At 62.7% G+C, this 18,035-nt stretch carries 21 protein-coding genes; 1 reads left to right on the top strand and 20 read right to left on the bottom strand.

Going from position 1 to position 18,035, the window contains the following annotated elements; genetic code table 11:
- Positions 1-606 (bottom strand): hypothetical protein (locus Q5H89_RS23195; protein ID WP_305021729.1); only part of this gene is annotated, 606 nt, incomplete at its 3' end.
- Complete coding sequence (locus Q5H89_RS23190; RefSeq protein WP_305021728.1) at positions 596-3,622, bottom strand: hypothetical protein; 3,027 nt, start codon at positions 3,620-3,622, stop codon at positions 596-598. The genes Q5H89_RS23190 and Q5H89_RS23195, both read right to left, overlap by 11 nt.
- 180 nt (positions 3,623-3,802) lie before the next feature.
- Here Q5H89_RS23190 and Q5H89_RS23185 point away from each other — a divergent pair, with 180 nt between their 5' ends.
- Complete coding sequence (locus tag Q5H89_RS23185; RefSeq protein ID WP_305021727.1) at positions 3,803-4,402, top strand: hypothetical protein; 600 nt, start codon at positions 3,803-3,805, stop codon at positions 4,400-4,402.
- 5 nt (positions 4,403-4,407) lie between these two features.
- Here Q5H89_RS23185 and Q5H89_RS23180 read toward each other — a convergent pair whose 3' ends face one another.
- The 18 genes from Q5H89_RS23180 to Q5H89_RS23095 form a co-directional block, all read right to left on the bottom strand.
- Entirely contained in the window at positions 4,408-7,401 is a 2,994-nt protein-coding gene (locus Q5H89_RS23180; protein WP_305021726.1) for a tape measure protein, read from the bottom strand.
- Positions 7,394-7,609: a hypothetical protein gene (locus tag Q5H89_RS23175; RefSeq protein ID WP_305021725.1), complete on the bottom strand. Its 216-nt coding sequence runs from the start codon at positions 7,607-7,609 to the stop codon at positions 7,394-7,396. The genes Q5H89_RS23180 and Q5H89_RS23175 overlap by 8 nt, the downstream gene beginning before the upstream one ends.
- A gap of 77 nt (positions 7,610-7,686) precedes the next feature.
- Positions 7,687-8,118, bottom strand: coding sequence for a hypothetical protein (locus tag Q5H89_RS23170; protein WP_305021724.1), 432 nt, complete (start codon positions 8,116-8,118; stop codon positions 7,687-7,689).
- 97 nt (positions 8,119-8,215) lie between these two features.
- Positions 8,216-8,680, bottom strand: a complete 465-nt coding sequence (locus Q5H89_RS23165; RefSeq protein WP_305021723.1) for a hypothetical protein — start codon at positions 8,678-8,680, stop codon at positions 8,216-8,218.
- 25 nt (positions 8,681-8,705) lie between these two features.
- On the bottom strand, positions 8,706-9,080 hold the full coding sequence (locus tag Q5H89_RS23160; RefSeq protein WP_305021722.1) for a DUF3168 domain-containing protein: 375 nt from the start codon (positions 9,078-9,080) through the stop codon (positions 8,706-8,708).
- Positions 9,080-9,577, bottom strand: coding sequence for an HK97-gp10 family putative phage morphogenesis protein (locus Q5H89_RS23155; protein ID WP_305021721.1), 498 nt, complete (start codon positions 9,575-9,577; stop codon positions 9,080-9,082). The genes Q5H89_RS23160 and Q5H89_RS23155 overlap by 1 nt, the downstream gene beginning before the upstream one ends.
- Entirely contained in the window at positions 9,570-9,890 is a 321-nt protein-coding gene (locus Q5H89_RS23150; RefSeq protein ID WP_305021720.1) for a phage head closure protein, read from the bottom strand. The genes Q5H89_RS23155 and Q5H89_RS23150 overlap by 8 nt, the downstream gene beginning before the upstream one ends.
- The gene (locus Q5H89_RS23145; RefSeq protein ID WP_305021719.1) at positions 9,887-10,096 is read right to left on the bottom strand and encodes a hypothetical protein; all 210 of its coding nucleotides are present in this window, start codon (positions 10,094-10,096) and stop codon (positions 9,887-9,889) included. The genes Q5H89_RS23150 and Q5H89_RS23145 overlap by 4 nt, the downstream gene beginning before the upstream one ends.
- A 50-nt stretch (positions 10,097-10,146) precedes the next feature.
- On the bottom strand, positions 10,147-10,533 hold the full coding sequence (locus Q5H89_RS23140) for a hypothetical protein (protein WP_305021718.1): 387 nt from the start codon (positions 10,531-10,533) through the stop codon (positions 10,147-10,149).
- A 5-nt stretch (positions 10,534-10,538) separates the two neighbouring features.
- A complete protein-coding gene (locus Q5H89_RS23135) occupies positions 10,539-10,835 on the bottom strand; it encodes a hypothetical protein (protein WP_305021716.1) in 297 nt (98 codons plus the stop codon).
- 68 nt (positions 10,836-10,903) lie between these two features.
- Positions 10,904-12,265: a phage major capsid protein gene (locus Q5H89_RS23130; protein WP_305021715.1), complete on the bottom strand. Its 1,362-nt coding sequence runs from the start codon at positions 12,263-12,265 to the stop codon at positions 10,904-10,906.
- A gap of 38 nt (positions 12,266-12,303) precedes the next feature.
- Positions 12,304-12,951 (bottom strand): HK97 family phage prohead protease, encoded by a 648-nt coding sequence (locus Q5H89_RS23125; RefSeq protein ID WP_305021714.1) that lies wholly within the window; start codon positions 12,949-12,951, stop codon positions 12,304-12,306.
- Positions 12,948-14,261 (bottom strand): phage portal protein, encoded by a 1,314-nt coding sequence (locus Q5H89_RS23120; RefSeq protein ID WP_305021713.1) that lies wholly within the window; start codon positions 14,259-14,261, stop codon positions 12,948-12,950. The genes Q5H89_RS23125 and Q5H89_RS23120 overlap by 4 nt, the downstream gene beginning before the upstream one ends.
- 81 nt (positions 14,262-14,342) lie before the next feature.
- A complete protein-coding gene (locus tag Q5H89_RS23115; RefSeq protein WP_305021712.1) occupies positions 14,343-16,163 on the bottom strand; it encodes a terminase large subunit in 1,821 nt (606 codons plus the stop codon).
- Complete coding sequence (locus tag Q5H89_RS23110; protein ID WP_305021711.1) at positions 16,160-16,537, bottom strand: hypothetical protein; 378 nt, start codon at positions 16,535-16,537, stop codon at positions 16,160-16,162. Before Q5H89_RS23110 ends, Q5H89_RS23115 begins: the two co-directional genes overlap by 4 nt.
- Entirely contained in the window at positions 16,534-17,010 is a 477-nt protein-coding gene (locus Q5H89_RS23105) for a phage terminase small subunit P27 family (RefSeq protein ID WP_305021710.1), read from the bottom strand. Before Q5H89_RS23105 ends, Q5H89_RS23110 begins: the two co-directional genes overlap by 4 nt.
- Positions 17,011-17,210: 200 nt before the next feature.
- Positions 17,211-17,546, bottom strand: a complete 336-nt coding sequence (locus Q5H89_RS23100) for an HNH endonuclease (protein ID WP_305021709.1) — start codon at positions 17,544-17,546, stop codon at positions 17,211-17,213.
- Positions 17,530-17,895, bottom strand: coding sequence for a hypothetical protein (locus Q5H89_RS23095; RefSeq protein WP_305021708.1), 366 nt, complete (start codon positions 17,893-17,895; stop codon positions 17,530-17,532). Before Q5H89_RS23095 ends, Q5H89_RS23100 begins: the two co-directional genes overlap by 17 nt.
- Between the last annotated feature and the right edge of the window lie 140 nt (positions 17,896-18,035).

Below are 18,035 nucleotides of genomic sequence, written 5' to 3'. Positions count from 1 at the left end.
CGTATTGGCCGCCACCACGGCCGGGTCCGGCCCGAAGACGCGCCAATCAGTCGGGTCGAACGCCCCCACCCCGGAGGCATCTTCGCCCGCGTAGTAGCTCAGGCCCCGGTACGTAACTAAATCGTACTGGGTATAGTCGCTGCCGGGCTTGTAGGGCCCCGTGTTGCGGCCCCCAGACGGGGGCGAGGCCACGGGCACGGCCGTAGCCGCCATTACATCAACCTGCACGAAGGAGTAGGCCCCTAGTGCATCACGCAGCACGCCTACCGGGCTGAAGGCGCTCAGGGCCAGGCCTTGCACAAATACCCGCGCATCGTTGCCCGTGGCGTTCCAATCGCCGTCGATGGTGTAGAAGGCGCCGGGCCGTACCTGCGGGTCGGGCGCCGTACTGGTCAGCAGCGCCCGGGCACCCGGCAGGTCGAGGTGGGTAAAATCAGCCGTGGCCAGGAACGGCGTCAGCCAGGTGGCCACCGCCTCGGCGCCCACCGTGGGGTTGCGCTTGCTGGCGTCGGCCTCATCCACGGCGCGGCGTAGGGCCGGCAGGCGGTCGCCGGGCAGCAGCTCGACGACCACGGGCTGTTGACTTAATTTCTTGCTAGTTGGCATCCTCGTAGAGCAAAACGGTCCCCGAATCCGTCAGCCAGGCGCTGTCGTCTTCGTTGTAAATGGCGTGGTCCGGAAAGGCCGGCTCGGCTACGCCTAGCAGCAAATCCTGCACGCCGGTAAGTTGCCAGGCGGCGCTGGCCAGCGGGTAGGTGGCCGCCGTCAGCACGTACACGGCGGGGCGGGCCTCGCCCGGGTCGGTGAGCAGCGCGCCCGGCCCGCCGGCCAGGCCGCGCAGGGTGCCGGTGAGCACCTGGGCCGGGCGCTGCTGCCAGAGGTTACGGGCCGTGACCACGTAGTCACCGGCTTCCAGCGGCAGCGTGGGGCTGGCCGGCTCCACCCAGCCCGCGGTGGGGAAGCCCCGGGCATCGAGCAGCGTGCCGGCCCGGCGGGCCAGGGGCGTGTCGGAATGGAAAAGCGCGAGGTCCTCATCGACCCGGCTCACGAGCTGGCCCGTGTCGGTGGTGTAGGCGGTGGTGTAGCTCTCGGCCGCCTGCACACTGCCGCTTTCGTAGCCGAGCGCCAGCTCGCTGATATCGACCGTAGTGGGCGTCAGGCCCCCGGCCGGGGCGTAGAAGCGCACGGCCAGGGGCTGGCTCTGCTGGCTGGTCGAGGTGGAGAAGAACAGGACAAGCTCCTGCTCGCTGGCATCAGCAAAGCGCAGCGGCACCTGCACGGGCGTGGGGCTGTCTACCGGGGGCAGGCCCGGGCCCTTGCCGGCCAGGTAGTTCCAGAGCCAGACGCTGCCCATCTTCACGGCCACGTACAGCACGGGTTGGTCAGCCTCGGTGGTGGTCGGGGTGTTGCCGTAGGGCTTCACGGTGAAGGCCAGGCGCACAAGCTCGTTGCTGTCGCCCTTGTTGGGCAGCAGGCTGAAGGTGCTGCGGGTTTGCACCCAGGGCGCCGTAGCGGCGGTGTAGCCGCTGCTGCCGGCCAGGCGCAGCAGGGGCGTTTTTTCCTGGCCCTGGTAAATCAGCTCGCTCGGCACGTCGGCCGTGGCGAGCCAGCCCAGCGGCAACTGGCCGGGCACCTCGCTGTTTTTGGGCAGCACCGGGCGCAGGTAGTTGGCCAGCTCGCCCGGGTCGGCCGCCACCGCAATGTGGCCCACGGCCGGGCGCAGGCCCTGGCGCTGGCCGCTGCCCTGCCAGGCCGGGCGGCCGGCGGCGAAGCGCACGATGGGTTCGAGCGGCACGCGGCTGGCGTTTGCCAAGCGGGTGCCGGTGGGCGAATAGCTCACGTAGGTAAGCGCCGTGGGGCGTAGCTCAATCAGCCTTTCCAGCCACCACGCCCCGGCCCACTGATACAGGCGGGTCTGGAAGGTGGTGAGCACGGCCGACAGCACCTTGCCGCAGTCCCAGGCCTTGCCTTTGTCATCCTGGTACTGGCTCACGTCGACGCGGATTTGCTCCAGGGCGGGGCTGGCCAGCGTGGCCGTCTGGGGGTAGAGGTGAAAAAGCGTGTGCAGGGGCAGGTCCACGTCGAGCTTGGCCAGCAGGAAAAGCAGCAACTCCAGCAGCGTCCAATCGCCTTGCAGCGCCTGGCCGGCCGCGCCCAGGAAAGGCACGGTGCTGAGCGTGCCCAGCCCATCGGTGGCGCTCAAGCTGAACGTGTTGGGCGGGGTCAGAAAGGCCACGTCGTACTGCTCGGGCAGCAGGTAGCCCTTCCAGAGTAGCTGGCCGGCCCGGCTCACCTCCACGCGGTGCAGGCGCTCATCGCCACTGTACAAAGGCAGCAGCTGGGTGCGGGTGGCCATGTAGAGCGCCAGCTGGCACTCGCTGCCCCGCACCAGGCTCGTGAACAGGTGGTCGGTGGCCCCGCCGGGCCAGTCGAGCACTACCGGCGCGGGCTGGGCATAGGTAATGCGCTCGGGCTCGCCGTCGTATTCGCGCTCGAAAATGCGCAGCAGGCAGGCCACGTTGTCGGCATCGCGAAAGCCGTGCTCGTAGCGCGGGCCGTAGGGCGCCGTGATGGTAAGGGTAGCCGTGGCCGTGCAGCCGTTCAGGCGCGTTTCGCGCACGTACACCGGATAGGAGCCGGTGCGCAGGCCGTAGAATACGTACTTGTTGCCGGCGGCCGGCGTGGGCGCCAGGCCGGGCGTGAGAAAGTTGTCGAGGCTGAACTCAATGGGGCCCTGCGCGCCGCTGGCCGTGGCCGTCAGGTCGGCCCGGCCGTTGTGCACGCTCGTAGCCGAGAGGGCGAGCGTGAGCGTGCACGTGTACTGGCAGGCCATCACCCCGTCGACGGCCACGAGGGTGATGCCGCCGCGGCCGTTGTGGTGCACCTGGTTTTCGGTGAAGGGCTCCACGCCCGGGGCCACGCACCAGCGGTCAATTACCTCGGCTTCGGGGCGGCTGTAGGGGTCGCCGTCGAGCGAGTCGAAAATGGTGTAGTGCCCGGCCGTGCGGGTGGCCGGGTCGTACCAATCCTCCTGGGTGATGTAGCGGTCGGGGTCGCCGTTGAAGGCCGGCTTCACGGTGCGCTTGAGCAGGATGGCGCCGGGGGGCGGGTAGGTACTGCTGCCGGCCGGGGTGCCAATCGTGACGTAGCCGCTTTGCTGGCAGCCCAGCGCATCGCGCACGAAAAACGGGTAAGAGCCCGGGGCTAGCCCACTGTAGGTGGTTTTGCCCGCCACGAAGCTGCCCGCATCCGTCGTGAGACTGGAGGTGAACGGCGGGTGGCTGGTGGTGACGGTAAAGCTGAAGCCATCGGCCGAGGGCGTGGTGGTCGGGATGGCCAGGTCGCAGGCAGCCGGCGGCGCGGTGTAGGCCACCTCGAAGCGGGCGTAGGGCAGCCCGTTCTGGGCGTAAAGGGTAACCGTTTCGTCCCCTTCGTAGCGGGTGGTGATGAGTTCGCCGTCGGCAAAGGGCCGGTCGTCGGGTTCACCGCTGGGGGAGCGCTGCGGCTGGTCGGGGTCCAGCGGCCCGGCAGCGCTGACGATGCGGCGCGGGCTGTCCTGATACGAAACAGTACGTTGCGTATTAAAGCGAGCCCAGCTTAGTGAATAGAGCGCCACATCCATGCCTCAAAGCTCCGATGAGGGGCTGCCAGGGCGGGCAGGGTAGCGGGGTATTGCGGGGTAAGTTGTTATATTCCCGGCATCAAATACCGCCCTGAGCACGAAGACTACTATATCCTGGCCTGCATTGGGTTGCTGGTGCTGGCGGTATGGGCCGTGGGCGGGCGAGTTATGTGAAAAACTATGAAATATCTACTACTCCTGTTTTTATTGGCTGCTACGGCTGCTCATGCCCAGATGCAACCGCCAGTTCCGACTAGCGCCGAATTAAAAAGAGCCGCCGAAGCAAAGGAGCTTGAGAAGCTGCCTGCCAGCACGGAGACGCTTGATGCTAAAAATGGGTTTAGGCAATACAAGCTTGGTAGCTCAATTGTTGACTATCCGAACTTAAAGTTGCGGGGCGCTAGCACCTATGTTGCACCTAATGAATCAATGACCATTGGAGATATCCGGCTTATGACCTTAGGCTTTGCCTCTTATCAGAATAAGCTAGCTGCCATATCCTTTAGCACCATGGGAGAAGCCAACTCCAACAAATTGCTTGCGGTGTTGACTGCGCAATACGGGCAAGGGCAAGAAGCGGGGTATAATAAGCTGGCGTGGACAGGGAGCAAGGTGACGATGACCTTTGAAAAAAAGACAAGCACTGCTGCTTATCGAAGCATTTACAGCTCAGCTACAACGGGCATCTACTGCGAGGTGTACATAGTGAGCAACGAGCTAGTTGCCGAAATGAATGCTAGAGACAAAGCTGCTGCGAAAAAGGCAGCAGGCGACCTCTAACATTGCTACTTACGGCCTATCACCCGGCCCAGCTTATCAGTTTCCAACGCCAACACGCCCACCAAGCTGGAGCCGGCAATCTCCACTTTGATATTGTGCACGAACGTATTGCCCCCCGCCTGGCTGGCGCCGGCTGGTGCCGTAGTAGGCGTATAGGCCCGTGGTGACGAAGCTGCTGAGGTAGACACACTGCCCCCGCCACTATTGGCAGCGCTGCCGGCAATACTGCTCAAAGCTGCACCCACCACAATGAGCGCAGCCCCAGCGGCGATAGCAGCAAAAGGATTGGTGAACGCAGTTTTAAGGTTGAGCATGCCGATGCCGACGGCTACAATGGCCTCACCCAGTTGCGTGGCTAATTTGCCCACGAGCCCTAATACTGTCGAGCCAAATGCCTCTAGCGTAAGGCTGCCAGTAGCTAGCTGCCCCAGGCCTTCTAATAACCCGTTAGCTAGCCCAGTAAGCCCACTGGTTAATGCGCTAGTAGCAGCAGTGTTGATATCATACAAGGCAACCTGATTCTTCAAGTCCTCACTCAGCCCTTTAATTAACGGAGTTGCAACGGTAAAGCCTTGTGATATAAGATTTTGAAGTGCACTTCGTGTTACATCTATTTTGGCTGCAGCCGCATCAAAGCTGCCGCCAAAAATGTCAGTAGCTGCGCTTATTTGTTGATATCCTTTACCCAGTGATACTAATTCCTTGCTCAGCAATTCAGAGGGTTTGGGTGCATCCAAAATAGCCTGCATATTCAGCTTCACGGGCACTGGCAACTCAAACGGCTTCTGTTGCTTGGCATAGTCGCCCAGCAGCCGCGCCACGTCCTGCGGCAGCGTGTCGCCGATGGTTTGCGGCACGAGTGATTTTACATTCACCGGCTTAAGATTCAACTCACTGCTGGCCTGTAGCTTGTCGAAGGCCTGTTGCAAATTAACCGTCTCGCTCACGAGGCCCCGAAAAGCTTTTGAGGAGGTAGAAACGCCCGCGTCCACCAGGTTTTTCAGCCCACTCGTCAGCGTGCCAATGCGTCGCTCCAGTACCTCCAACTGGGTGGGTGTGCTGCCTAGCAAGCCATCGAGCTTGCCAAGGTTTGCCAGCTCAGCCCGCAGTTTGGCCAGGGCATCGGCTGCTTTTTTGCTGGCCTTGTCGGTGCCCTCCAGCGCTTTGATTTGCTTTTCGAGCGACTCAATAAGCTTATTATCGGCAAAAATTTCGCCGGTAGTGGTCGCCTTCTCGCGCTCCTCGCGCACGGTTTTGAGACGCTCGCGCAAGTCGGCCAGGATGCCGCTGGTGCGGGCGCTGGCCAGCCCCACGCTTTGCAGCGCGCCGGCCAGGCTGGCGTCGGTTTCCGCCAGGCCCTGGGTGCTGCTTTTCAGCTCATCCACGAGCTGCCGCTGCTTCAGAAACTCCACGTTGGCCGTGGCCAGGTCGGCTTGCAGCTTGAGCACGGCCTGGCTGCCGGCTTTGTAGACTTCCACTGAGCCCCCACCAGAATCAAAAGTATCTACCCTGATGCTGCCGGTTTTATTGAATTCATCAGCTTGCTGCTTGAGCACCTGATATTTTGTGGCCAGCTCATCTAACTTCTGGCTGGCAGCGGGCAAGTTGAGCGCAGCCTGCGCGGATTTCTGGGCTTCGAGCGCTTTGGTGAATTCTGTTACCGCCTGGCCGCTGATGGCCGTTGCGTTGCCGTAGCTGTCAATGGCCGTGGTGGCGCCGGGCACCGCGGCAGCCAGTTGCTTAATCACGCTGGCTAGCTCGGCTTGCTCGGCCGCCGTGAGGCTCGTTTTCGCGCTCAACTCGTTGTAGCGTTCCAGCAGCGGGTTAATGCTGCTAACCAAGGTGTCCGTTTCCTTGGCCTGGTCCTGGTACGCTTTCAGCGAGCGGTCGCTGGCCGTGCTCACGTAGTAGATGCCGGCGGCCAGCGCGGCCAGGGCGGCCACCGTCAGGCCCACGGGGCCAGTGAGCAGGGCTAGCGTTTCGCCTACGGCCGTGGTGGCGGTGCCGAGCGTGGCAAAGCCTACTTTCAGCGCGGGCAGGGCGGCGCCCAGCGTGCCTACGGCAACCAATACCGGGCCCGTTGCTACAGCCAGGCCCGCCAAGCCGACAATGAACGACTGCGTAGCGGGCGAAAGGCCCTCGAACGTGGCAGCCAGCCCCTCAATGCCGCTGCTCAAGCTCTCGGTGATACCGGGCAAATCCAGCGACTTGCTGATGGCATCCCCAATCTTGGCTAGGCTCTGCGTAGTGGTTTGCGACAGGTTTTCAAACGAGTTAGCCAGCCCACCCGTCACGCGGGGCAGCTTGGCTAGCTCATCGGTGAGCACGTTAATAAAGTCGGTGCTGCTCTTGCCCTGCTTGGTAAGGCTGGCGCTAATCGTCTCGCTGTCAATCGTGCCGTAGAGCTTGAGCAGGGCCTGGCTTACGGCCGGGGCCGCCTCGATGATGGGGCGCAAGTCTTGGCTAAGCACTTTGCCTTTGGCTGAGAGCTGGGCTAACTGCACGGTAACACGGTCGAACTCGCTGGCCCCGCCGCCGGTGGTGGCAATGGCGTTGGCAAACTCTTTCAGCGCCTTAGCCGATTGGTCGGCACTGATGCCCACGGCGCGCAGCCGGATATCGCCCTGCACGGCCTGCTCGAAGCCAATGCCCGGTGCCTTGGCCAACTCCTGCAACACTTTCAGGCGCTCGCCGGTGGCCGTGGCCGCCTCCTGTAGTGAAACGAAGCCGGTGGTGCTGGTTTTGGCCAAGTCAGCCTGCGCAATCGCCTGCAGGCCCTTGCTCAGGCCTTCCATCTTGGCCGAAGCCGCCACCGCAGCACCGCCGAGTAGGGCCAAGGGGGCACTCACGTAGGTGGTGAGGCTCTTGCCAATATCCTTGAGCCCCTCGCTGAACTGCACCAGGCCCCGCAATTCCTTTCGTGCGTCGGCCATCGCAGCCCGAAACCCACTGATTTCGGCGCCTAGTACGACGGAGACGGAGGCAAGAATATCAGCCATTGGTGGTAGGTAAAAGCGCGGCGTCGCGCTGGTCAAGCTCAGCCCAGAGGGCCTCAATATCTTCGGGGGTTTCGGGGGCTGTGGCTGGGCCAGCGCTATCGCCGGGCAGGGGCATAACCTGCTCGGGCGCTTGCCAGGGGTCTTTGGGCCCTCGGAAGGCATTGCGCAGCTCCGCCACAATGAGCCGCGTGCGGCGGTAGGCCTCCAATTCGCGGCGGTGGTAGCCCCGGCATTTGCGGTCGAACTCCGAGAGCGTGAGTTCCCAGAATTCGACCGGATGCAGCTCTAGCTGGCCGAGAGCGAAGTCGAGGTGCTGGCCCCATTCTCGTTCGGCGCTGATTCCGGCTTGGGGGCTTTGGCTATCAGCGCTGTCACGAAAGGGTTTTCATCGACCCGAATGGCAGCCCATACGGCTTCCGCTAATTCGCCCGACTCTTCGGCGCTCATGGTTTGCGTCAGGTCGAGCGCATCCCCAATGTCGAAGCCAGGCCGAAGCTTCTCGGCGGGCACGTAGCGTTTCACAGCCGAAGCCAGTAGCTGCCCGATAGTGCCCAGCAGGTCTTTATTTAACTGCTCGCCAATTTGCGTGATGCTATGCCCGGTGGCGCGGGTATAGTCGTGCAGCACGGCCAGGCTAAAGCGTATGGGGTAGGCCTGGCCGTCGATAGTGATGTTTAGTTCGCCGCGCGCGACGTTGGGGGCTGTAGCAACTTTCATGAAACAGAAAAAAAGAGTGAGAAATGAACTGGCTTTCGCCCAAAAAGCCCGCCCAGAAGCTGAGCGGGGTTTTTGGGATACATGAAAGCAGGCGTTATTAGATGACCACCGCCGATTTGGTGAGCGGGCCGGTGCCGGTGAAGGCTACGGCGGCTTTCACCGTATCCTTGTTGGCGCCGCTGAAGCCGTTTTTGTTAATCCAGACGAGGCCCGAATACACGGGCGAGCCCGTCACCTTGCCCAGCTGGTATTGCAGCTTGAGCTTGCGGCCGGCCAGCTGGTAATCCACGAGGTCGGCCGCCGAAACGTTGGTGGCGATGTCGGCGCCGGTGAAGTTGCGCACGCTCAATTCGCCGCCGGCCGTCCAGCTGATTTGGCCCGGCTCGGAGCTGGCGAAATTGCCGTCGGCGCCGTCCACGTCCTGGCAATCGGTGGGCAGTGCCTCGGTGGTGATGTCGAGGCTGATGCTGTTGGCGCACAGCACGCGGATAAACTCGTTGCTGCCCTCCTCTTTTTCGAGGTAGAGCCCGACCTTGTAGCCGGTAATGGTTTCTTTAGCCATCGTTTTGCAGAAAAAAGGTAAGAGGTTAGGGGGTGAGGCCGGTCAGCAGGTAGTCCTGGGTGCGGAAGTAGCAGGTGGTGGGGTCGCTGGCCTGGTCGCGGTTGCCGTCGAAGGTGAGCAGCACCGTGCCCACTTCCTGGCCGGCCAGCGCGGCGCGGGTGGCCGCCGCAATGGTGCACACCTCGGCGTAGGTCTTAGCGAAAATGGAGAGCTGCACCCGGGCGTCGTCTTCGAGTATGCACCCCATCGTTTCGTTGCCGTTCTGGCTGATAACTTGATAAGTGAGGTAGGGAAACGGCGTGGTTTGCGGGGCCAGGATGGGAAAAATGCGTGTGCCCAGCAGGGCTACCACCGAGGGTGCCTGGCTGAGCAGGGAAAAGAGGAGCGCGCCGGGTTCCACTAGAATTTGATACTTTTAAACTCGGATTCAATAATGATTCGGCACTCGTCTTTGATGATGCCGATAGCCTCGTCCTTTTTACTGTCGAAGGCCGGCCGCATGAAGGGCTTGGCCGCGGCGCCAGGGTGGTGTACCTGCTCGACAAACACGTTGCCGCGCAGGTGCAGCTGCCCGCCGGCGGCCTTGGCCCGGATAAGGTGCGGCGCCGTGCCATACTCCACCAGGTGGCCGGCATAGCCCTTATAGCGCCCGCCGCGCCGGGGCCCGACGTATACCTGCTCGCCCTTGCCCTGCCCCCGGCCGGGGATGGTGCCGATGGACTTTTGCAGGTCGCCGTCTTCCTTCGGGGCCAGCTCCTGCGCTTTCTGAATAATGGGCTTGGCCGCCTTGCCCAGGATGCCCCGCACCACTTTGCCGCTGAGCTTCTTGTCGCCAGCCAGACCATCGAGCACCTGACTCAGTTCCTCAATACCGACAAAACTTAGGTTTTTACCCATGCGAGTAGCAGGTAAGGGTGAGCCCACGCCGCCGGCCGATTTCGGCCACATCGGTAATCTGAAAGGTTTTGCCCTCGTAGCCCAGCTGCCAGGTGGGGCGTACATCGGCCCGGAAGCGAAGGGTGAACACCACGCGCTGGGTGGCCGTGTTCTGGTCGGCCGCCACGGCCTCGCCGCCGGGCTTGTACTCCACGCCCGCCGCCACCGTGGCCATGTCGGTAAAGCCAGCCGGGGCGGGCTCACCGAATTGGTTTTGCGGCACGGCCGCGGGCTGCTGCAGCGTCACCTGGCGGTCGAGGCGGCCGATGTTCATTTTTTGGAAGGCTTTACTAGCGACCAACTGCCATCTTCGAGCTTATTGGGCTCGGATGGGGGCAACTCAGGCAAGGGCCTGGTGACTTGCTCGCGCAGAAAGTGGTATTCGCCCACCAACTCATTATAAAGCGGCTCGCCAGCTTCTACCTGCTCAATAATGGCGCGCTGTACCTCCTTGAGGCGTGCCTTTTCGAAGTCTCGCATATGGTCAGGCCACGCGCGTAGGTTGGGCGCAGCAGGGATTTTTCCGTCATTCATAGCGTAGGCGTTCTTACTAAATTCATTAAATACCCGCACGCCATGGGCACCTGCACGGCCACGGCGCGCACGTCGGCCAGCACCTCCTGCTTGTTCTCGTACCAATGGCCGATGGCCAGCCGCAGCCACTGGTCGGCCAGGGCCTGCTCGTCGGCACTGAGCACGGCCGGGTCCACGTAGGCCACAAACTCGGTGGTGGGGGGCGTAGCGATGGGGTCGGTCGTTTTCACGATAGCCGGCTCCCCCACCACTGGCCAGCGGCGCTTGCTCTCCACCTTGAAGGCACCCAGGGCCGCCGCCAGGTAGGCCTGCAGCAGCGGGTCCTCGTCGCCAGGGGCCGCGTCGAGCTTGAGGTGCGCTTTTAAGAGGGCGAGGGTGAGCATTTTGACTACTTTTTAGGGTCTTTGTCGGCGTCTTTTGCCCCTTTTGCCAGTAAATCGGCGGCCTCTTTCGCCGTTTTTACAGCCCCCCCGGGTAGCATAGCCGTCTCAGCCGCCTGCGGTAGCGTAGCCGTTTCCTGGGTTTTGGTGTAAGCTTCGACTTCCTCGGGCGTGGCCGGGCGGAAATACTCGCCTTTTTCAGCGTATTCGGCTGCTTTTTCGGCCGATAATTGCACCATATCACCCCGATGGGTACAGAGGTCAATCGGTGCAGCCAGCACCTTGTAATGCGTCGTCTCAGGCATAAGGAGAGTTTGTTAAGCCGCTGACCCACCAGGAGCCAGCGGCGGTAAAACAAAGAGGATTTGCCGGCTTACTGCGGCTGCAACGCGGCGATTTCGGCGCTGGGCGTCGCGCCCACGAACAGGGCGAACGAGGCGGCCCGGCGCACGAGAATATCCCAGAAGGAATTCACGATGAGGCGGGTCTGGCCGTTGGTGGCCTGCGTGTAGGGGTCTACGAGCAGGTCGAGCCCACCCCACTGACCGATAATCATCTGGCTCCAGTCGCCATAGGCCACGGTCGAGGCCACGGTGGCCGAGCCGCGCGGGGCATCCTTCACCATGTTCGACACCACCAGCTTGTGGCCGTTGAGCTCGTTGTTGTCGGTGAGCAAAAACACGGGGTAGCTGTTGACGAGCGGCGTGGTTTTGAGCGTGCCCTTGATTTTGCTGTTCATCAGGTAGCCCAGGCTGCCCACGGCCGCGTTTTGAATCTCCACCGAGGCTTCCAGGCCCACGATGTCGTTGAGGGTGGGCACGCGGCCGTTGGCCCCGCCGTTGGCCACGTACACGCCCGGCGTGTTGAGCAGGCCCAGCGGCTGGTTGCTGTTTTGCTGGCCGTCGCCGTAGATGGCGGCCTGGTCCACGGCGTGGTCCACCGACAATTGCAGGTCCTGGCGAATCATCATTTCGATGTCCGGCGAGGTCTGAATCAGAAATTGCTTGCTCAGCAGCAGGTAAGTACCCAGCCGGTGCGGGTTCATTTTCGAGCGGCCAAACTTGACGTTCGACTTATCGAGTTCGGCTACCTCGGGCTTCCAGGTGCTGGTCGAGCCCTGCGTGATGGCCGGAAACGGCACCTCGCCCACCAGGCCCGTGAGCAGGCGCGCGCCCAGGGCCTGCACGGCCAGCGCCGGGCGCAGCAGGCCCTGAATGGGCTGGGCGGGGTCCTGAAACACCACGGCCGAGCCGTCGGCGGGCTGCGTGGGCATGGTCACCGAGTTGTCGCGGCGCTCTACCCGGCCCGGGGCCTGGCGCTGCTGCATGGCCAGAAACGACGGAATGCCCACGCCTTCGATGGCGACGCCAATGCCGCGGGCTTCCTTTACGGCCTCCTGGTGCATTTCGCCCTCCAGGCCCGAGGGCGTGCGGTTTTCCATCACGTCGAGGGCCATCTTGCGCAACGAGAACTTCGAGAGGTCGCGCTCCTGCTCGGCGCCGTGGCGGTTAGCCGCTGGGGCACCGGCGCCAGCGGCGGCGGCGCGCTGCGCTTCTACCACGCGAGCGCGGGTAATCTGCACGTCGAGGGCGCCGATTTCGCCGCCCAAGGCGTCGAAGCGAGTCGCTTCTTCGGCCGTAAGGTCGCGCTTTTCAGCCTCGGCCGTGTCCACTAGGGCTAGCGAGTCCTTGAGCTTGGCAGCCCGCTCCTCCAGCAGTTCTTTAAGTTTTTTCATGGGTACTTGGGTTGCAGAAAAAAGGTGAGAAGGGTAAATCAGGCGGCGCGCTCCAGCAATTGCAGCCGGCGGCGATGCACCGACAGCGGCACGACGGGCGGCGCGGTTTCCAGGGTCGGGTAGGTTTCCTTGTACTGGTCGAGGCTGCGCTTGGCAGCCGTGGCGGCGCCGTAGGCGGGTGTCGTGACCGGGGACACGTCGGCGAGCTTGCTGATTTTGGTGACCGTGCGCACGTAAAGGCTGCTCGTATCGGTATCCTCCTTGTCCCAGCTGTCGCCGCCGGCCGCCACGCGGAAAGCAAACGAGGAGCCCACCACGTCGCCGCGCAGAATCTTGGCCATCACGCGCTGGTGGTCGGGGTCGGTGGGGTCGTAGGCAATGCGGTAGCTCAGGCCCCCGTCCGCGTCGCGGGTCAGCGTCATAGTGCCCGAGGTGGTACGGCCCAGCACGTAGTTGCTATCGTGGTTGAAGAGCCCCACCACGTCGCTCATATCGCACTCATCGAGCGCTTTGGGGTCGATAATCTCCACAAAGCCGCCCAGGTTTTTGCTGCGCGAATTGCACACGATGGCCTTGCCGATGAATGCGGCGGGCTGCTTGTCGTCCCCTTCGCCCCGGTACTCCAGGCTCACGTGGGCGGTGTCATTCTTGAGAAACCGGCGTTCGGTGGTGGGCTGCTTTTTCATTTGGCAGGGTCGGGTTCAGGTTTGGCCGAGGCGCTGGCCCCCGGGTTTTTCAGCAGGACTTCCTTGAGCAGGGTCGTCGGCACCATGTTGAGCGGCACGTAGCGCTCGTCGCCGCCGGGCACGTGGTCGCGGTCTTCCATCTCGGCGATGTCGTTGGCGCTGAGCACGCCCATGCCCCAGAGCGACTTGTAGAAATTGCCGCGCGCGGTCACGTCGCCGCGCAACAGCCCGTCGTAGTCGAACTTGATGGCGTAGGTAGGCTTCTGGCGCTCGGTGAGCAGCTTACGCTTGCATTCCTGCTCAATGCGCACCAGCCAGGGCCCCAGCGTGTCGGTCACAAACTCCAGGCCCTGGTGCTCGATGTTGTTATTGGTGGAGCGGTCCAGGATACCGATTTTGTGCTGCGGCACGCGGAAGGCCCGGGCGATTTCTTCGGCCTGTACCTTACGGGTTTCGATAAATTGCGCATCAACCGGGGGCATGCCGACCTTCACGTACTTCATGCCCTGCTCCAGAATGAGCGGTTTGTGGCTGTTTTGCATGCCGCCGTTGTGGTCGGCAAACTGCTTGCGCAGGCGAGTCAGCACCGAGTCGTCAATCTTGGCTGCCGTTTCCAGCACCCCACCGATGTTGGCGCCGTTCTCGTAGAAGTTGGTGCCGAACTGCTGGGCCGACAGGCCCAGGCGCATGTTTTCGGCCATCACGCTCAGTACCGAGCGCCCGGTGACCCCGTTGAAGCCCAGGCCCGCGATGTGCAGCACCTCGTAGGCCTGGCGGGGCTGCTTTTCGCCTACCAGCTGGTAGAAGAGTTCGCCGCCGTATTCAATCACTTCGACGTTGCGCGGGTGTACCCAGTGCAGGCCCAGTAGAGTAAAGCGGGCGTCCCGCTCAATCAGGGCGTAGGCGTTGCCCCACAGGGCGGCCGTGGCCACCATCAGCTCCCAGAAGTTAAAGGCCGACTGCCGGGGGTTGGGCTCCAGGGTGAGCAGCAAGTAGGCCGGGTGCTCGGTGGCCAGCCGGCGGGCGCCGCGGGTGCTGTTGTCGAGCACGAGCAGCGGCAGCTGGGCCACGCTCTCGGCAATGACGCGCACGCAGGCCCACACGGCCGAAAGCGTCACGGCGGTTTGCTCGTTGACCGTCACCCCGGCCAGCGGGCCCGTGGCCCCACTGTTGAGGTAGCTTACCAGCCGGGCATCGAACACGCCCCCGCCGTCCGCTACCGGCGTGGCCGCGCCCCCCAGGCTGTTGGGGTCACCCAGCACGGCCTGCGGCTTGCTTTTGGCAGAAGAGAAGAAGGAAAACAGGCCCACGGCGTCGGATTAGCTTGTTCAAAGCTCCGAAGTGGGCCCAGCGGGATTGATATAGGTGCGGGGTATTGCGGGGTAAATGAGTTAGAGCACGATAAAGCCGCGCCCGTCCTGGTAGATGTATTCGGGCTCCTTGTCCCGGCTCATGTAGCCGCCCAGCGCTTCGACCAGGGCCACAGCCCCGTCGACCTTTTCCTTGCTCTTGCCCTTGTTGATTTTGATGTTGTCGGCCGGGTCGCGGGCCAGCTCCACGTTGCCCATCATCCAGGCCAGCACCGGGTTGCCGTAGTGGTGAATACTGCCGTCCAATACGAGCTTTTCCAGCTCCTTGGTGGGCGCGTTCATCGACACGAAGCCCTGGCCGAAAGGCTGCATGGGCACGCCGGCCTCCGTTAGGTCAATTACCATCTGCGAGGCGTTGAAGCGGTCGTACTCAATCATCTGCACCAGGTAGGTTTCGCACAATTCCGTTACCTGCGCCTTGATAAAGTTGTAGTCCGTCACGTTGCCGGGCGTGGTGAGCAGGTAGCCCTCGTCGACCCACTGGCGGTAGGGTACCCCGTCTTTCTTGGTGCGCTCATCAACCGAATCTTCCGGCACCCAGAACCAGCACAGTACGTCGAAGGCGCCGCCCTCCTTGGGGAAAATGAACACCAGGGCCGTGATGTCGCGCACGCTGGCCAGGTCCAGCCCGCCCCAGGCCTTGCGGCCGGCCAGCTCGGCCACGGCCGTGCCGGTGGCACCGGCCATCCACAGCTCGTGGGGCAGCCACACGGCCGAGGCGTCGGTCCACAGGTTGAGGTGCTTGGTTTTGAAGGGCACCTGCTGCGAGGGTGTGCGCACGGCCGCCGCGTACTGCTCACGCAGGTAGTCCAGGCCCACCGACACGCCCAGGTTGGGGTTGGCTTTCTGCCAGGTGCTCTCGTCGTTCCAGTCATCAACAGCCTCGTCGAGGGCATAAATCAGCACGAAGTACGAGTCGTCGTGGTACTTGGCTTCGAGCAGGTCGATGCAGGCTTTGCGCAGCTGGGCGCAGGGGCCGAGCCGGTTGAAGCCCGCCGTGGTAATGATGCTCAGCAGCGGCTGGGCGCGGGCGCCGGTGGCCGACTTGAGCACCGAGTACAACCCGTCGTTAGGGTGGGCGTGGTACTCGTCGATGTAGATGCCGTGCGGGTTGAGGCCGTCCTCGGTTTTCGAGTCCGACGACATGGGTTTCATCGTGCTCAGGGTCGAGGGCATGAAGATGGCATTCTGCTGCACCTTGATTTTCTTGAGCAGCGCCGTGGACTTGCGGGCCATATTCTGGGCGTCGCCGAACACGATGCGGGCCTGCTCTTTCTTGGTGGCCGCCGTGTAGATTTCGGCGCCGGCCTCGCCGTCGAGGATGAGCAGCTCCAGGCACACGCCCGAGCCGACGGTGCTCTTGCCGTTTTTGCGGGCCACCTCCAGATACGACTCGCGAAAGCGGCGCGTGCCGTCGGCCCGTTTCCAGCCGAAGAGGCTGGCGATAAAGAACTGCTGCCAGGGCTCCAGCGTGAGCGGGGTGCCGGCCCAGCGGCCCTTGTTGTGGGTGAGCAGGCCGAAGAATTTGACGGCGATGGTGGCCGCTTTCTCGTCGAAACGCAGCCCGCGGGCGGCGCCATTTTCGAGGTCGCGCAGGTGGCGCTCGCCGGCCAGGTAGGTGTAGCGGCCCACGCGCAGGGGCAGGGCCCGCAGCTGGGCGCGTAGGGGCTCGGCCTTGCGCTCCAGGGCGGCAATCTGGGCCGTATGGTCGGTTTCCTTGTCCTTTTTCAGCGTGCCGATGCGCAGCAGAATCGGGCGCAGCTTGTCCTGCACGGCGGCTTCGGCGCGGCCGGCGTCCGTTACATCGTGGGCGTATTGGTGCCAGGGGGCGAGGGTACTCATTTAGTTTTCGTAAAGCCGAGGTAGTGGGTGAGCTTGCCATCGGCGACGGCTTCGTACTTGTTGTAGTCATAGATGCCATGCACTGAGCAGTAAATCTGACCAGCGTTGTAGACTACCCAGTGACCCATTTGCTGAAAAGGGTAGGTGAGCTTTAGAATGCAGAGGTCAGGCAGCAGCGCGGGCAGCTTGATTTTGAGCAGGCGCCTGGCAGGCGTGTAGTGATAGTATTTCAAGGCCCAGCGTAGCACCTTGGGCGAGGTAGCCCAATCGTGGCAGAAGACGGTTAGACAAGAATTGAGCGACACGCCGACTATCATGGCCACGCAGCACTGGCCGCAAACAGTCGACCCCTCGGGCTGAGTAATCAACTTCATTTTGCTTCGTCGAATAGGGCTGATAACGGGTCTTTTTCCTCCGTGCCGCCCAACGCCGATACCTTGCTGCGGCTGGCTGGCGTCAGGCCGAACTCCACTAGCATGCGGCTGGCGCGGCGCCACAGGTCGGCCTCCATGGCGACCTCGGGGCGGGCGCGGAATACCTTGCCGCCGTCGCTGAGCAACTCGTACACCCGGCCTCTTTTGGCAATAGTGACCCGCACGCTTACCCACTGCGCGAGCACGTCACAGAGTAGGGTCATGGCAGCCGTGTCGGCATAGGAAATTATCTTCATTTGCAACAGCAATCCGCCGATTTCCTGCCAGTATTCTTTGGCCATAGGAGTCAGCCACTCAGGCGCTAAGCCTAACGCAACGTCGGGTACTGGTTCAAGCGCGTTGGTGCGACTTGGCTGAAGTGTACCGCCGAGCTTTTTGAGGGTGGTTGGTTTACGAGGACGGCCGGCAGCCATAAGGAGATTTTCTAAATGAATTATGCACGCGTGTGTTTGTGAGGCTGGGCTACGGTCTAGGCGGGTCAGGATTTGAGGATTTTGACCCCCTACCCCCCTTTCGTCCCCTTTTTTGCCCTAAAATGCCTTTTTTTGGCCCAAAATGGCACTTTCAGAGGTGTTTTTGGGTGGTTTGGCACGATGTTATTTGACCTGCTGGCCTAATGTGGTAGGGTGCCTGTCTGCCTAGCCGCTTCACGGCCCTCTGAGGCACTCTTACGCTGGTGGCAGGGCCTGCACAGGCTTTGGTGGTTGGCCGGGTCATAGAAGGCACCGCCGAGGCGCACGGGGGTGATGTGGTCGCACACCGTGGCCACCGTCGTGCGGCCTTGCTTGGTACACTCGGCGCAGCACGGGCAGCGCTTGAGCTGGGCCTCGCGGGCCCGCTGCCAGCGGGCGGTGCTGTACTCGGGACTACGGGCCGCGTGCTGCTCATACACCCGCTTAGCAGGGGCGGCCTGCCACGGGCGGCGCTGGGCCTTAGGAAGGGAGGGCATCAGGTTGCAGGGGGTAGTAGTGGGGAAACTCGGGCTCGCCGGGCACTAGTTGCAGTACCAGCCGCTGGCCAGCAACCACAATGCCAGCAGGCAAGACGATGTGGGGAATGCGGGGCCGGGTATCGGCATACCAATTAATGCGGCGCTTGGCCTTCGGGCGTAGGTCCAAATACCAATACTTATCACCGGGACGGGGTGGGTAGAGGTCGATGGGCTGAAGCGGCTTGAGGCCTAAGCGGCGTGCCAACTCGTGGCTGAGGTAGACGCGACCACGGTGGTTGATGCTGAGCGTAGGCATTCCTAAAGCGGGTGGGGGCAGATGCTGGGCAGTATCGAGGGCAGCGGGCATTGCAGAAATTAAGGAGTAGTGATAATCTTAATGGCCTGGTCGACGGTGTAGACCACGTGGTAAGTGGAGCCGCGCCAGGTGCGCTGGAACTCGGCCTCGCCGGGGGTGAGCGTATCCTTCTCGCTGGCTTTTATCTCCAT

Origin of the sequence: Hymenobacter cheonanensis, assembly GCF_030581075.1 — a bacterium.
Taxonomy (GTDB): domain Bacteria; phylum Bacteroidota; class Bacteroidia; order Cytophagales; family Hymenobacteraceae; genus Hymenobacter.
Note: the sequence above shows the minus strand (reverse complement) of the source record. Positions and strands in the feature narration are given on the sequence as shown.

Bases quoted from the DNA above. Each gene is read 5' to 3' on its own strand.
- Q5H89_RS23190 (WP_305021728.1), bottom strand. From the start codon at position 3,622: ATGGATGTGGCGCTCTATTCACTAAGCTGGGCTCGCTTTAATACGCAA.
- Q5H89_RS23185 (WP_305021727.1), top strand. From the start codon at position 3,803: ATGAAATATCTACTACTCCTGTTTTTATTGGCTGCTACGGCTGCTCAT.
- Q5H89_RS23180 (WP_305021726.1), bottom strand. From the start codon at position 7,401: ATGGCTGATATTCTTGCCTCCGTCTCCGTCGTACTAGGCGCCGAAATC.
- Q5H89_RS23170 (WP_305021724.1), bottom strand. From the start codon at position 8,118: ATGAAAGTTGCTACAGCCCCCAACGTCGCGCGCGGCGAACTAAACATC.
- Q5H89_RS23165 (WP_305021723.1), bottom strand. From the start codon at position 8,680: ATGGCTAAAGAAACCATTACCGGCTACAAGGTCGGGCTCTACCTCGAA.
- Q5H89_RS23155 (WP_305021721.1), bottom strand. From the start codon at position 9,577: ATGGGTAAAAACCTAAGTTTTGTCGGTATTGAGGAACTGAGTCAGGTG.
- Q5H89_RS23150 (WP_305021720.1), bottom strand. From the start codon at position 9,890: ATGAACATCGGCCGCCTCGACCGCCAGGTGACGCTGCAGCAGCCCGCG.
- Q5H89_RS23145 (WP_305021719.1), bottom strand. From the start codon at position 10,096: ATGCGAGACTTCGAAAAGGCACGCCTCAAGGAGGTACAGCGCGCCATT.
- Q5H89_RS23140 (WP_305021718.1), bottom strand. From the start codon at position 10,533: ATGCTCACCCTCGCCCTCTTAAAAGCGCACCTCAAGCTCGACGCGGCC.
- Q5H89_RS23135 (WP_305021716.1), bottom strand. From the start codon at position 10,835: ATGCCTGAGACGACGCATTACAAGGTGCTGGCTGCACCGATTGACCTC.
- Q5H89_RS23130 (WP_305021715.1), bottom strand. From the start codon at position 12,265: ATGAAAAAACTTAAAGAACTGCTGGAGGAGCGGGCTGCCAAGCTCAAG.
- Q5H89_RS23125 (WP_305021714.1), bottom strand. From the start codon at position 12,951: ATGAAAAAGCAGCCCACCACCGAACGCCGGTTTCTCAAGAATGACACC.
- Q5H89_RS23115 (WP_305021712.1), bottom strand. From the start codon at position 16,163: ATGAGTACCCTCGCCCCCTGGCACCAATACGCCCACGATGTAACGGAC.
- Q5H89_RS23110 (WP_305021711.1), bottom strand. From the start codon at position 16,537: ATGAAGTTGATTACTCAGCCCGAGGGGTCGACTGTTTGCGGCCAGTGC.
- Q5H89_RS23105 (WP_305021710.1), bottom strand. From the start codon at position 17,010: ATGGCTGCCGGCCGTCCTCGTAAACCAACCACCCTCAAAAAGCTCGGC.
- Q5H89_RS23100 (WP_305021709.1), bottom strand. From the start codon at position 17,546: ATGCCCTCCCTTCCTAAGGCCCAGCGCCGCCCGTGGCAGGCCGCCCCT.
- Q5H89_RS23095 (WP_305021708.1), bottom strand. From the start codon at position 17,895: ATGCCCGCTGCCCTCGATACTGCCCAGCATCTGCCCCCACCCGCTTTA.